The organism is Mumia sp. Pv4-285 (assembly GCF_041320275.1).
Lineage (GTDB): Bacteria > Actinomycetota > Actinomycetes > Propionibacteriales > Nocardioidaceae > Mumia > Mumia qirimensis.
In genome coordinates, this window is record NZ_CP162023.1 from 3000990 (window position 1) to 3014713 (window position 13724).

The 13724-nt window shown below is 70.9% G+C and carries 11 protein-coding genes; 7 read left to right on the forward strand and 4 right to left on the reverse strand.

Going from position 1 to position 13724, the window contains the following annotated elements:
• Window positions 1-3 precede the first annotated feature (3 nt).
• Both smc and AB3M34_RS14485 read right to left on the reverse strand, forming a co-directional pair.
• On the reverse strand, window positions 4-3561 hold the full coding sequence (gene smc / locus AB3M34_RS14480; RefSeq protein WP_370614898.1) for a chromosome segregation protein SMC: 3558 nt from the start codon (window positions 3559-3561) through the stop codon (window positions 4-6).
• Window positions 3562-3794: 233 nt separating this feature from the next.
• A complete protein-coding gene (locus AB3M34_RS14485) occupies window positions 3795-3992 on the reverse strand; it encodes a hypothetical protein (protein ID WP_370614900.1) in 198 nt (65 codons plus the stop codon).
• 214 nt (window positions 3993-4206) lie between these two features.
• On the opposite strand from AB3M34_RS14485, the gene AB3M34_RS14490 reads away from it, so the two are divergent.
• From AB3M34_RS14490 to nagB, 7 genes are all read left to right on the forward strand, one after another.
• A complete protein-coding gene (locus tag AB3M34_RS14490) occupies window positions 4207-5379 on the forward strand; it encodes an ROK family transcriptional regulator (protein ID WP_370614902.1) in 1173 nt (390 codons plus the stop codon).
• Between the two features lie 86 nt (window positions 5380-5465).
• Complete coding sequence (locus AB3M34_RS14495; RefSeq protein ID WP_370614903.1) at window positions 5466-6716, forward strand: extracellular solute-binding protein; 1251 nt, start codon at window positions 5466-5468, stop codon at window positions 6714-6716.
• A 77-nt stretch (window positions 6717-6793) separates the two neighbouring features.
• Window positions 6794-7759 carry a carbohydrate ABC transporter permease gene (locus AB3M34_RS14500; protein ID WP_370614905.1) on the forward strand — a complete coding sequence of 322 codons (966 nt, stop codon included), beginning with the start codon at window positions 6794-6796 and terminating at the stop codon, window positions 7757-7759.
• Entirely contained in the window at window positions 7756-8613 is an 858-nt protein-coding gene (locus AB3M34_RS14505) for a carbohydrate ABC transporter permease (protein ID WP_370614907.1), read from the forward strand. The genes AB3M34_RS14500 and AB3M34_RS14505 overlap by 4 nt, the downstream gene beginning before the upstream one ends.
• A complete protein-coding gene (locus tag AB3M34_RS14510; protein ID WP_370614908.1) occupies window positions 8610-10118 on the forward strand; it encodes a glycoside hydrolase family 3 protein in 1509 nt (502 codons plus the stop codon). The genes AB3M34_RS14505 and AB3M34_RS14510 overlap by 4 nt, the downstream gene beginning before the upstream one ends.
• On the forward strand, window positions 10115-11083 hold the full coding sequence (locus AB3M34_RS14515) for an ROK family protein (RefSeq protein WP_370614910.1): 969 nt from the start codon (window positions 10115-10117) through the stop codon (window positions 11081-11083). The genes AB3M34_RS14510 and AB3M34_RS14515 overlap by 4 nt, the downstream gene beginning before the upstream one ends.
• Window positions 11071-11850: a glucosamine-6-phosphate deaminase gene (gene nagB / locus AB3M34_RS14520; RefSeq protein WP_370614911.1), complete on the forward strand. Its 780-nt coding sequence runs from the start codon at window positions 11071-11073 to the stop codon at window positions 11848-11850. Before AB3M34_RS14515 ends, nagB begins: the two co-directional genes overlap by 13 nt.
• Before the next feature lie 86 nt (window positions 11851-11936).
• Here the strand turns inward: nagB and AB3M34_RS14525 are convergent, their stop codons facing one another.
• The gene (locus tag AB3M34_RS14525) at window positions 11937-13010 is read right to left on the reverse strand and encodes an ABC transporter ATP-binding protein (protein ID WP_370614912.1); all 1074 of its coding nucleotides are present in this window, start codon (window positions 13008-13010) and stop codon (window positions 11937-11939) included.
• A gap of 137 nt (window positions 13011-13147) precedes the next feature.
• The gene (locus AB3M34_RS14530) at window positions 13148-13690 is read right to left on the reverse strand and encodes a hypothetical protein (protein WP_370614914.1); all 543 of its coding nucleotides are present in this window, start codon (window positions 13688-13690) and stop codon (window positions 13148-13150) included.
• Between the last annotated feature and the right edge of the window lie 34 nt (window positions 13691-13724).

The window sequence follows — 13724 nt, forward strand, 5'->3', positions numbered from 1 at the left end:
CCGTCACGCCGGCTCGACCTCGCGGATGCGCTGGCTGATCACTGCGGATACTCCGTCGCCACGCATCGAAACGCCGTACAGCGCGTCCGCGACCTCCATGGTGCGCTTCTGGTGCGTGATCACGACGAGCTGGCTGCTCTCGCGCAGCTCCTCGTAGATCTCCAGCAGCCGCCCGAGGTTGGTGTCGTCGAGAGCCGCCTCCACCTCGTCGAGGATGTAGAACGGGCTCGGCCGCGCCTTGAAGAGCGCCACGAGGAACGCGACCGCGACGAGCGACCGCTCGCCACCGGAGAGCAGCGACAGCCGCTTGACCTTCTTGCCCGGCGGTCGCGCCTCGACCTCGATGCCGGTCGTGAGCATCGACGACGGATCGGTGAGGATCAGGCGCCCCTCGCCACCGGGGAACAGCCGCGAGAAGACACCCTCGAACTCCCGCGAGACGTCCTCCCAGGCGCTCGTGAACACCTGCTCGACCCGCTTGTCGACCTCGTCGACGATCTCGAGCAGGTCCTTGCGGGTCTTGCGCAGATCCTCCAGCTGCTCGGACAGGAACTTGTGACGCTCCTCGAGCGCGGAGAACTCCTCGAGCGCGAGGGGGTTGACGCGCCCCAGCAGCGCAAGCGCCTTCTCGGCGGTGCGCAGCCGCTTCTCCTGCTCGGCGCGCACGTACGGGACGGGCTCCGGGTCGGGCTCGTCGTCGGGCGCGTCGACGGCCCGCGGCACCGGCACCAGGACGTCGGGGCCGTACTCGGCCACCAGCGAGTCCGCCTCGACACCGATCTCCTCCAGCGCACGCTGCTCCAAGGCCTCGATCCGCAGGCGCTGCTCGGCGCGTGCGACCTCGTCGCGGTGCACCGAGTCGGTCAGGCGCGACAGCTCGACCGACAGGTCGCGCAGCTTGCGACGGACCTCGGCGAGCTGCTGCTCGCGCCCGGCGCGCGCCGCGGTGATCTCGTCGCGGGCCTTCTTGGCGGCGGCCAGCGACACCGCGAGGTGCTCGAGGACGACCTGCGCGGCCTCCCCGACGGCACGCGCGGCGGCTCCTTCACGGCGCAGCCGCTCACGGCGTGCACGATCGCGCTCGCGTGCCGCGCGCTCCTCGGTGGCACGGCGGCGCAGACCGGCGGCACGACCGGAGATGGCGCGTGCACGCTCCTCGCTGGTGCGCAGCGCCAGGCGGGCGTCGGTCTCCTCGGCGCGCTGGGTGCGGGCGGCGTCGGCCAGGCCTTCGAGGGCGCTCGTGTCGGGGTCGTCCTCCGGAGCGTTCTCGGCGTCGGTCAAGCGCTTCTCGAGCTCGACCAGGCCGGCCGCGGCGTCGTCGCGTGCCTTCTGCGCAGCGGTGATCGCCGTCGCGAGCCGCGTGCTCTCGTCCCTGGCAGCCTTGACCGTCGACCCGAGCTGCGCGAGCTTCTCGGTCAGCGCGTTGGTCTTGGCCTCCGACGCACGGCGCTCCGCGACGGCCACGTCGAGCCGCTGCTTGGCCTCGGCACGCTGAGCCTTCAGGTCGGTGACCTCCGCACTGAGCTCGTCGCGGCGGACCGCGACGGCGCGCAGGTTCTCGGCGGCAAGGTCGACCGCGGCCTGGACCTCGATGAGACTCGGGACGTCCTGCGAGCCGCCCGCGACGTAGTGACCGCCGACGACGTCGCCCTCACGGGTCACCGCCACGACCGTCGGGACGCGTTCGACGAGCTCACGGGCTTCGCCGATCGCGTCGACGACGGCGACGCGATCGAGCAGCCGCTCGAGCGCCGCCATGACGCCCTTCGGTGCGGAGACGACATCCACGGCGTACGCGGCACCGGCCGGCAGCGACGGCCAGCCGGACCGCTCCAGAGCGCTCGCGGATCCGACGAGCAGGCCCGCGCGTCCGTCCTCGGACACCTTGAGGGACTCGACCGCGCTGATCGCTGTGGCCAGCGTGTCGACCGCCACCGCGTCGGCGGCCGGGCCCAGCGCAGCGGCGACGGCAGTCTCGTAGCCCGACTCGACGGTCACCACGGCGGCGACGGATCCGAGCACCCCACCGAGCCGGTCGGCAGCGCCGAGCACGGCTCCGGCGCCGTCCTTGCGCGCCAGACCCATCTCGAGCGCCTCCTTGCGCGCCTCGAGCGCGGCCCGCTCACGGTCGGCGGCGTGGACGGCGTCGGTGGTCTTCGCCAAGAGGTCGGTCACGTCGTCGAGCGCGGCCTCGGCGGCGTCGATCTCGGCGGTCAGGTTGGTCTCTCCCGAGTCCAGCCCAGCCACCTGCGTCTCTGCCCCGGTGAACTCGTGCTGCGCACGCTCGGCACGCTGCTCCGCCAGGAGCCGGTTCTCCTCGAGGCGCCCGATCTCCTCCTCGGCGGCCAGCACCCGCGTACGGAGCGTGTTGACCTGGCCGGTCAGGCGGGCGAGGCCTTCGCGGCGGTCGGACGCGGCGCGCAGCTGATCGGCGATGCGGCGCTCCTCCGCCTGGTACGCCTCCTCAGCGGCCTTGCGGGCGGCGATCACGCCCTGAAGGCCCTTCTCGGCGGCAGCCACCTCCTCGGTGATCGCCTTCTCCTGCGCCTCGAAGCGCGTCGCCTCCTCCTCGAGCTCCTCGGGGTCTCGCCCGCGGCGGTCGTCCGGTGGCAGCGCGGCCGCGTTGCGGACCCGCTCCGCGGCGAGCCCGGCGGTGCCCTGCACGCGCTCGCGCATGCTGTTCAGGCCGTACCAGGTGTCCTGCGCCTCCTGCATGCGCGGCGCGTCGGCGCGCAGGGCATCCTCGAGCGCAGCCTCCTCGGTGCGCATCTGGTTGACCGAGCCCTCGACGGCGGTGCGCTTGAGGCGCAGCGCCTCCTCGTCGGCGAGCTCGGTCTGGAGCTGCTCGCGGGAGCGGAGCACGTCGTCGGCCAGCAGGCGGGCGCGGGCGTCGCGGACGTCGGCCTGGACGACGGCGGCCTTGCGAGCGACCTCCGCCTGGCGCCCGAGCGGCTTGAGCTGGCGGCGGATCTCGGCGAGCAGGTCCTGGAGCCGGGTCAGGTTGCCCTCGGTGGCGTCCAGCTTGCGGAGCGCCTTCTCCTTGCGCTTGCGGTGCTTGAGGACGCCCGCGGCCTCCTCGATGAAACCGCGTCGGTCCTCCGGCGACGCCTGGAGCACGGAGTCGAGCTGGCCCTGTCCGACGATGACGTGCATCTCGCGACCGATGCCGGAGTCGCTGAGGAGCTCCTGGACGTCGAGGAGGCGGCAGGAGCTGCCGTTGATCGCGTACTCGGACCCGCCGTTGCGGAACATGGTCCGCGAGATCGTCACCTCGGCGTAGTCGATCGGAAGGGCGCCGTCGGCGTTGTCGATCGTGAGGACGACCTCGGCGCGACCGAGCGGCGCGCGGCCGGACGTCCCGGCGAAGATGACGTCCTCCATCTTGCCGCCGCGCAGCGACTTGGCGCCCTGCTCGCCCATCACCCAGGCGAGGGCGTCGACGACGTTCGACTTGCCGGAGCCGTTGGGACCGACCACACAGGTGATGCCGGGCTCGAGCTGGAGGTGGGTGGCAGAGGCGAAGGACTTGAACCCACGCAGCGTCAGGCTCTTGAGGTGCAAGCCAGTGCTCCTTCACGCATTCGACTCGAGACGGTATGTCTCACAAGACAGTGGCGCCGAGGCGGCCACGCCACGTCGGCGGGACTGCAGGCAGCGGGGAAGGATGCCGCTCTCAGCGTAGGGGACGGACGCGGGTCGTACGCCACGCCACGCCCGGGGAGGGCGAGGTGGGTGTCGGCGCCCGGAGTGACCGGGGCTGGACCGGTCGGGCTCGACCGGTCGGGCTCGACCGGTCAGGAGCTGGCGGGCTCGAGCAGGTCTGCGGTCGAGAGGTCCACGGGTGCGAGCCCGGTCGAGGTGGCCAGCTCGTCGTTCTCGTGCTTGAGCCGGATCACCTCTGCTTCCAGATCGGCGATGCGTCGGCGGAGCTGAGCCTCGCGGGCCTGGTGGACGTTCGGCGTCGCCACGTAGCCGAGGAGAGCCTTGGCCATCGGAGTCCTTCTCATCGGGAGTGATTGGGATGGGCGCACGCCGCATCCGAGATGCCGAGACGGCGGTCTGGATCGGACGGAATACGCCGTCTCCCAGTCTCGCACCTGCCCCCCGACCGGGTCAATCTGACCCGGAGGACGGGCCGCGAAGGCCCAGATAACGAATGCCTAACAGGGGTTGACGATGATTTGTTAGTAGGGTGAACTAACAACCATGATCGAGCGCACGACCGACTCCGGTGACGCACGCGGCACCACGCCGTTGCGCCCGCGCTCCTCGCGCCGCTCGACCGAGAAGATGCTTCCGGCAGACACCCGCCGGCACCACCTCTCGCTCCTCCTCCAGTGCCTCGCCGACGAGGGTCCGCTCAGCCGCGCGGACCTCGCCCGCGCCACCTCGCTCACCCGCGTGACAGTGTCCGACCTCGTCACCGAGCTGCTGACGGACGGCCTCGTCGCCGAGCTCGGCACCAAGCCGGGCGCCCGGCCCGGCAAGCCGGCCACGCTGCTCGGCCTGGTCGACGACGCCGTCCTGATCGTCGCTCTCGACCTGTCGGACGACACGGTGCTCCACGGTGCCCTCATGGACCTGCGCGGCGAGATCGTCACTCGCCACGCCGTCGAGCTCGGCACCGCCCGCGGCGAGGCGGCCGTCGACCTCGTCGTCGCCCTCGTCCAGCGCCTCGTCGACGTTTCCGAGCGCCCCGTCCTCGGCGTCGGCATCGGGACCCCCGGAGTCGTCGACGAGCTGGGCGTCGTCCGCCAGGCGCCGAACCTCGGCTGGTACGAGCTCCCGCTGGCTGCGGCCGTCGGCGAGCGGGTCGGCCTCCCGGTCTCGATCTCGAACGACGCCAACATCGCCGCGCTCGCCGAGTGCACCTTCGGCGCGGGCAACCCCGACGGTCTCCTGCTCGTGGCGGTCGGGCACGGTGTCGGTGGCGGCATCCTCATGGACGGCGCGATGCTCGGCGGACCCCTGCTGTCGGCGGGCGAGGTCGGCCATGTGGTCGTCGATCCCGGTGGCGCCCCCTGCGCGTGCGGCAACCGCGGCTGCCTCGAGACGGTGCTGGCGGTCCCCCGGCTCCGCGACCGCCTCGCCGCGGTCGCTCCCGACGCCGTCGAGTCCGAGCTGCGGACCGTCGGCACGACGCTGGGGGCGGTCCTCGCCCCCATCGTCACCACGCTCGGGATCACCGACGTCGTGCTCTACGGCCCCGCCGAGCTGCTCGACGGCCCCCTCCTGGGTGCCGTCCGTGCCGCGGTCGCCGAACGCAGCATGCCGGTGATCGCCGAGAACCTCGACGTGCGGATGGCCTCGCTGGCAAGCGACGTCGTCCTCACGGGTGCGGCGGCCCAGGTCCGCTTCGCCCAGCTAGGGGTGGTCTGACGCCGATGTCTCCTCGACTGCCATCACTCCCTCTCCTCACCCCCGGAAGGCCCCCGCGTGGAGCCCTCACCTCTAAGGAAGACACCATGAAGAATCTGACCCGTCTGGCGGTTCTGGGCGTGGCCTCGGCCCTCGCCCTGACTGCGTGCGGCAGCGCGGACTCCGACGACTCCTCGTCGGGCACCACGGTCGTCAAGCTCTGGCTCGCCGGCGAGACCGACACGCCCGAGGCGCTGACCACGTGGCTCGAGAAGGAGTACGAGGCCCAGAACGAGGGCACCGACCTCAAGATCGAGCAGATCGACTGGGGCCAGCTCGTCCCGCGGCTCCAGACCGCCCTGAGCGACGAGAACCAGACGCCCGACGTCTTCGAGGTCGGCAACACGCAGTCCCCGACCTTCACCTCCGTGGGCGCCTTCGCCGACCTCACCGACAAGGTCGGCGACCTCGGTGACAACATCGGCCCGGAGAGCTTCGTCGAGGCCGGCGCGTTCGACGGCAAGCAGTTCGCGGTGCCCTACTACTGGGGTTCGCGCTACGTCTTCTACAGCAAGAAGGCCTTCGCCGATGCCGGCATCGCCCTCCCGACGTCGCTCGCCGAGTTCAACACGGCCGTCGTGGAGCTGAAGAAGAAGTCCGGCGACAAGAACTACTCCGGCTTCTGGGTGCCCGGTCAGGACTGGCGCAACGGCATCTCGTGGATGTTCGCCCACGGCGGCGACATCGCGGTCCAGGAGGGTGACTCGTGGGTCGGCAAGCTCTCCTCGCCCGAGAGCGTCAAGGGCCTCGAGGAGTGGAAGAACCTCTCCGACAACGCCAGCGCGGCCCCGAAGGACGGACTCGACGCCGAGGCATGGGTCCCCTTCAACAACGGTGAGGCCGCTGCATTCATGGCGCCGAGCTGGGCGCGTTGGAGCGTTCCCGAGGAGCTGGCTGCCGACCTCGGTGGCTTCGCGCTCCCGGGCACCGACGGCGGAGCTGCTCCGGTGTTCGCCGGCGGGTCCAACCTGGGCGTCTCGGCCAAGTCCAAGAACCAGGACGAGGCGTTCGCGCTGCTCCAGCTGATCTACAGCGACGAGTACCAGACGCTGCTGGCGGAGAACGGCCTCGGCCCGGCCAAGCCGGACTTCACCGCCAAGATGGGTGACGACGAGTTCGCGAAGGCCTCCGTCGCCGCGGCCTCGAACTCCAAGCTGACCCCGAACTCGCCGAACTGGACCGAGGTCGAGACCAGCCAGGTCATGGAGGAGTTCTTCGGCAAGATCGCCGGCGGCGCCGACGTCGCGGCGACGGCCGAGGACTACGACGCGAAGCTCGCGGAGATCCTGAACAAGTAAGCAGGCGTACGGGGCCCGTCGCGACCTTCCCCCGGCGCGACGGGCCCCGCACCCCCTCTCCACACGACAGGCAGACGATGGCTCAGGCGATCACAGACACCGAAGCGCCCCCCGAGCGCGCCGACCCCGCGGCCCCTCCGTCACGGAACCGCCGGCGGCGCCCCGCGCCGTACCTGCTGCTCGTCCCGGCGCTCGCCACCCTGCTCCTCGGCCTCGGCTATCCCTTGGTCCGCCAGGTCGCGATGTCCTTCCAGGAGTTCGGCCTCGCGCAGCAGTTCGGCACGGCCGACCCGGGCTGGATCGGCTTCGACAACTACGTCTCGATCCTCAGCGACCCGACGACGTGGGCGGTCATCGTCCGCTCGGTCGTGTTCTGCTTCGTCGCTGCGTCGCTGACGATGGTGATCGGGATGGGCGTCGCGCTCCTCATGCGGTCGGTCTCCACCGTCGCGCGGCTGATCCTCCAGGTCTCGATGCTCGCCGCGTGGGCCACCCCGCTGATCGCGAGCCTGACCGTCTGGAACTGGCTGTTCGACACGCGCTACGGCGTCGTCAACTGGCTGCTCGTCAAGATCGGCTTCGAGTCCTTCGAGGACTATTCCTGGCTGGCGAACCCGTGGACCTTCTTCCTGGTGGCGTGCGTGATCGTGGTCTGGATGAGCGTGCCGTTCGTCGCCTTCAGCCTGTACGCGGCGCTGACCCAGGTGCCGGAGGAGACGCTCGAGGCGGCCCAGCTCGACGGCGCGTCGCGCACGCAGCGGTTCCGGCACATCATCGTCCCGTCCATCCGTCCCGTTCTCTCGATCGTGATGCTGCTCCAGATCGTGTGGGACCTGCGCGTGTTCGCCCAGATCAAGTACCTCCAAGGAGCCGGCGGCACCGTGAGCGAGACCAACCTCCTCGGCACCTACCTCTACCAGCTCGGCATCGCGCAGAGCGAGTACGGCGTCGCGTCCGCGGTCGCGATGGTGATGCTGCTGCTCACGCTCGGGCTGACCTTCGGCTACGTGCGTTCCCTGCTGCGTGAGGAGCGCGCATCATGACGACCCCCACCACCCGTACGCGGCGCCCCCGCACCGGCCGTACGCTGCTCAGCACGCTGGCGATCGTGATCGCCGCCGTGTGGGCGTTCCCGGTCTACTGGATGGTCAACAGCTCGTTCCAGACACTGGGGCGTCTCCGCTCCCCCGACCCCGCGTGGCTGCCGTTCGGCGGTGACACCAGCCCCGACGCGTACGGGCGGGTGGCGGACGCGTCGTTCTGGGACGCGATGCAGCTGAGCCTCACGGTGACGTTGCTCGCCGTCGGCTCCGGGCTCGTGTTCGCGTTCCTCGCGGCCCTGGCGATCTCCCGTTTCCGCCTCCGCGGCAAGACGTCGTTCATCGTCGTGATCCTGGTCGTGCAGATGATCCCCGCCGAGGCCCTGTTCATCTCCCAGTACAAGATGCTGTCGGGCTGGGGGCTCTTCAACACCGTCGCGGGCTTGACACTTCTCTATCTCGCGATGATCCTTCCCTTCACGATCTGGATGCTGCGCGGCTTCGTCGCCGGTGTCCCGGCGGAGCTCGAGGAGGCGGCGATGGTCGACGGGTGCAGCCGCTTCCGTGCCTTCTTCACGATTACGTTCCCGCTGCTGGCACCCGGCCTGGTGGCGTCCGGCGTGTACGGGTTCCTGCAGTGCTGGAACGAGATCACCCTCGCCACGGTCGTGATGGACCCGGCGAACCAGACGATCCCCCTGTGGCTGCAGGGGATGACGACGGTGTCCAACCAGGCCATCGACTGGCCGGCGGTGATGGCGGGTGCGACGCTCGTCGCGATCCCGGTGATCGGCCTGTTCATGTTCGTCCAGAACAAGATGACCAGCGGCATGGTGTCGGGGGCGGTCAAGGGATGACGGCCGACGCCTCCGTGCGCCGCAGCGCGCACCGGGTGGTCCTCGGTGCGTTCGAGGGCGCCGACGTGCCCGCGTGGCTGCCGGGTCTGATCGAGGACGGGCTCGGTGGCATCTGCCTCTACGGCAACAACCTCACGGCCGATCCGGCGGACGCCGTGAGGCTCGCGCAGGCGCTGAGCCAGGCCGCACCCTCGCTCGTCCTCGCGCTCGACGAGGAGGGCGGCGACGTCACCCGGCTCGACTACGCCACCGGCAGCCCGTACCCCGGCAACGCCGTGCTCGGCCGTGCCGACGACCTGCCGACGACCACCGCGGTCGCTGCAGCGATCGGTGCCGAGCTGAAAGCGGCTGGTGTGTGGCTCGACCTGGCCCCCGATGCCGACATCAACTCCAACCCGCGCAACCCGGTCATCGGGACCCGCAGCTTCGGGGCGGACACGGCGTTGGTCGCCCGGCACACCGCTGCCTGGGTCCAGGGCCTGCAGAGCCGGGGTGTCGCCGCGTGCGTCAAGCACTTCCCCGGTCACGGCGACACGTCGGACGACTCGCACCTGGCGCTCCCGCGCGTCGACGTCGACCTCGCGACCCTCCGTACGCGCGAGCTGGTGCCGTTCGTCGCCGCGATCGAGGCCGGCGCGGCGACGGTCATGACGTCGCACATCGTCCTGAGCGCCCTCGACGCGCAGCTGCCCGCCACCCTCAGCCCGGCGATCCTCACCGGGCTGCTGCGCGAGGACCTCGGGTTCGAGGGCGTGATCGTCACCGATGCCCTCGACATGGCAGGCGCGAGCGCGACGATCGGCATCCCCGCTGCGGCCGTCGCCTCGCTCGCCGCCGGCGCGGACCTCCTGTGCATCGGTCCGTCGTTGCGCGGACGCGGTCCCGACGACATCCGCGACGTGGTCGATGCGCTGGTCGACGCCGTGGACGCCGGTACGCTCGCCGCCGAGCGGCTGCACGATGCGGCTGCCCGCGTGGACGCGCTGGCCGCGGCGTACGGGACCGGGCTCGTCCCGGCTGATCCAGCAGTCGTCGAGGCCGGACTCGCCGCGGGACGGCGAGCCGCCGCTGCGGCCCTCGACGACCTGCCTCCGCTGCGTCCGGGCGTCCCGCTGATCGTCCGACTGGAGACGGGTTCCAACATGGCCGTCGGTGATGCCGCCTGGGGAGACCTCGGGCTGAGCGGCGCCACGGTCGTCTCGGCGACCTCCGACGTGCCGCCGCTCGAGGGCATCGTCGCGCACGACGGCCCTGTGGTCGTCGTCGCACGCTCCGCCGCCGCGACACCGCCCACGTGGGAGTGGCTCGTCTCGCTCGTCGCGGCTCGCCCCGACACCCTCGTGGTCGAGCTCGGGTGGCCGTCGCCCGAGATCGACGCACTCCCCCACGTCGTCCGCGGATGGGGGTCGGCGCTGCCGCCCTCACGCGCCGTCGGCGACGCGATCCGCGCCGCGACCACACCCACCACCCGGGCGACGCCCGGACCTACCGGAGAGGCTCGATGAGCGCCGTCACGATCGGACTCGACATCGGCGGCACCAAGATCCACGGGATCGCGTCCGACGCCGAGTCGCCGGACGAGGTGCTGGCCGAGGTTCGGATGCCCACGGTGCTCGGGCCCGCCGGTGTCGTCTCGACGGCCCTCGACGTCGTCAAGCGTCTCCTCGAGGCTCTCCCTCCGGAGACCGTGTTGCTGGCCGCGGGTGCCGGCATCCCCGGCGCGGTCGATGGCGACGGCATTCTCGCGAATGCCGTCAACCTCGACATCCACGAGCCGTTCGACCTGCGCGGCGCGCTGTCGGGAGCGCTCTCCGTGCCCGTCACGGTGAACAACGACGTGAACGCTGCCGCGCGCGGTGTGGCGACCTGGCTGCGCGCACAGGGCGAGCCCGAGGACGTCGCCCTGCTCTCGGTCGGCACCGGTCTCGCCGCGGGCTTCGTCCTCGACGGGCGGATGCGGCGCGGAGCGCACGGCGTGGTCGGCGAGGTCGGCCACCTGTCGGTGGTCGACGACGGCCCGCTCTGCACGTGCGGGCAGCACGGCTGTCTCGAGCTGTACGCGTCGGGCCGAGGGCTGTCCCGCCAGTGGCCGTACGACGGGCCGGGTCCGCTGCCGATCGCCGTGTTCGACGCGGCCGACGCCGGCGACGAGCAGGCGATCGCGGTCCGCGGCACCTTCGTCCACTGGCTCTGCGAGGCCATTCGCATCGTCACGCTCAGCGTCGATCCGGCACGCGTGGTGCTCACGGGCGGCGTGATGCGGCTCGGCGACCGGGTCATGGAGCCGCTGCGCGCACAGCTGGGCTCGGACGAGGCGGTGTCACCCTTCGTAGCGAGCCTGCGGCTGCGGGAGCGTACGGTGGCCCTTCCGGTCGACTACCCGGCCGCCGCTCTCGGGGCGGCCGAGCTGGCGACCGAGGCGAACGCCGATGCGACGAGCACGAAGGGGACGACGACGTGGAGGTCGTGATCTGCGGGTCCGGCGAGGAGATCGGGCGACACGTGGCAGACGTGTACGAGGCGGTGCTGCGTGGCCCCGCGCCGGTGATCGGGCTCGCCACGGGGTCGTCGCCGCTGGTCGCGTACCAGGAGCTGATCCGCCGCCACCGCGAAGACGGGCTCTCGTTCGCCGGTGCCACCGCATTCCTGCTCGACGAGTATGTCGGGCTTCCCCTCTCGCACCCGGAGTCGTACGCGGCGGTGATCCGCCGCGAGCTGACCGACCACGTCGACATCGACCCCGCACGGGTCTTCTCCCCCGACGGGACCGCCGCCGACCTCGCCGCCGAGTGCGCGCGCTACGACGCCGCGATCGCAGCGGCGGGCGGTGTCCACGTGCAGCTGCTCGGCATCGGCACGGACGGACACGTCGGTTTCAACGAGCCGATGTCGTCCCTGACCTCGCGGACCCGCCCCAAGACACTGACGCGGCAGACGCGCGAGGACAACGCACGCTTCTTCGACTCGGTCGACGAGGTGCCGACGCACGTCCTGACCCAGGGTCTCGGCACGATCAGCAGCGCCCGCCACCTCGTCCTGGTCGCGACCGGCTCCGCGAAGGCCGAAGCGATCGCCGCGGCGGTCGAGGGTCCGCTGTCGGCTCGCTGCCCCGCGTCGATCCTCCAGTGGCACCGGCACGCGACCGTGTTCGTGGACGAGGCGGCGGCGTCCCGGCTCGAGTTCGCCGACTACTACCGCCACACCCTCGCCCACAAGCCGGACTGGCAGGGCTTCTGACGGCCCTCTCGTCCCCGATTTGACGCCTTCGACAAGGAATCCGGGCTGGCGTTCCTTGTCGAACGCGCCAAATCGGGGAAGAAGGCTCAGCCGAGGCGCAGCCCGGTCTCCTTCGAGAAGACGTGCACGCGCTCCGGGTCGACGGTCAGGTGGACGACCTCGCCGATGCGCGGCGGCGTACGCCAGTTGACGCGGCTGATGAGCGGCTGGTCCTGGTCGCCGTGCTTCGTGTGGCCGTACGCGAACGCGTCCGACCCCAGCTCCTCGACGACGTCGACGACGGTCGCGATGCCGTGGTCGCCGAGCGTCATGTCCTCCGGGCGGACGCCGAGCGTGACGGCCGAGGCACTGGTCTGCGAGAGCACCTCGCGAGACATCGGGACGACGGTGTCGCCGACCTTCACCCCGCCCTCGGTGATCTCGACGTCGATGAGGTTCATCGCCGGGGAACCGAGGAAGCCCGCGACGAAGACGTTGTTTGGCTTGTCGTACGTCGCGCGCGGCGTGTCGATCTGCTGCAGGACGCCGTCCTTCATGACGGCGACCCGGTCGCCCAGCGTCATGGCCTCGACCTGGTCGTGGGTGACGTAGACCGTCGTGGTGCCGAGGCGGCGCTGGAGCTGCGCGATCTGGGCGCGGGTCTGGACACGGAGCTTGGCATCGAGGTTCGAGAGCGGCTCGTCCATGAGGAAGACCTGCGGCGAGCGTACGATCGCGCGTCCCATGGCGACGCGCTGACGCTGACCTCCGGACAGGGCCTTCGGCTTGCGGTCGAGGTACTCAGTGAGTCCGAGCATCTCGGCCGCCTCGGCGACGCGCGTCTTGATCTCCGCCTTCGAGGTGCCGGCGATCTTGAGCGCGAAGCCCATGTTCTCGCCGACCGACATGTGCGGGTAGAGCGCGTAGTTCTGGAAGACCATCGCGATGTCGCGGGACTTCGGCGGGAGGTCGGTGACGTCACGGTCACCGATGAGGATCCGGCCGGCGTCGACGTCCTCGAGCCCTGCGAGCATGCGCAGCGAGGTGGACTTGCCGCAGCCCGACGGGCCGACGAGGACGAGGAACTCGCCGTCTGCGACCTCGAGCTCGAGCTGGTCGACGGCTGGGCGCTCCTGGCCCGGGAAGACGCGGGTCGCCTTCTGGAAGCTGACTGATGCCATGCTGGATACATCCCTTCAGCGGCAGGAACGTGCCGCACGATCCGAGTGAAGTGGAGACGGCCCAGGGTCGGGCTTGCGCTTATTGTTGCCGAGGAAGACTTATTCGTCCATGGGTTGGCGCGAACCGTTATCGAACCTCAGGGGACGAGGATGCTGAACGGCTCCGGGCTTGCCCCGAATCCCCCAGTGCTCAGCCGCCAGGTGGAGATGTCCAGCCATCCGGCCGGACAGTTCGGCAGCCCTACCTCGAGGTGGCCGAACCCACCCGGCCCGCTGGTCGTACGCAGCTGTGCAGCGGCCAGCCGCGACTCCGGCAGGGCCACGGAGAGCTGGACGCAGTACTGGTAGGCAGCATTGTCCTGTCGGACGGCCTTGATCCGGTACGACCCGGGCACGACCTTTCCGTCGACCGTGATCGAGCCCCAGGCCATGGCCGTACCTGCCGCTCCCGCCGGGCCCCGCACACCCCGTTGGCCGACCGGACCTCGCACCGCCACAGCGCGCTTCTTCGTCCGCTTCGGGCACTTCCCCTTCTCGTTCGCCGACCGGACGACACCGGCCTTCGTGACACAGACCTTGACGGTCTTGGCCGACGACACCGCGTACGCGGTCGTACCGCCGACGAGCAGCCCGCACACCATGCCGGCGGCGAGAAGAACCACTGAGCGCTTGGAGACCATGGCCCACGGTCTCGCGCCGACTGCGACGCACGCC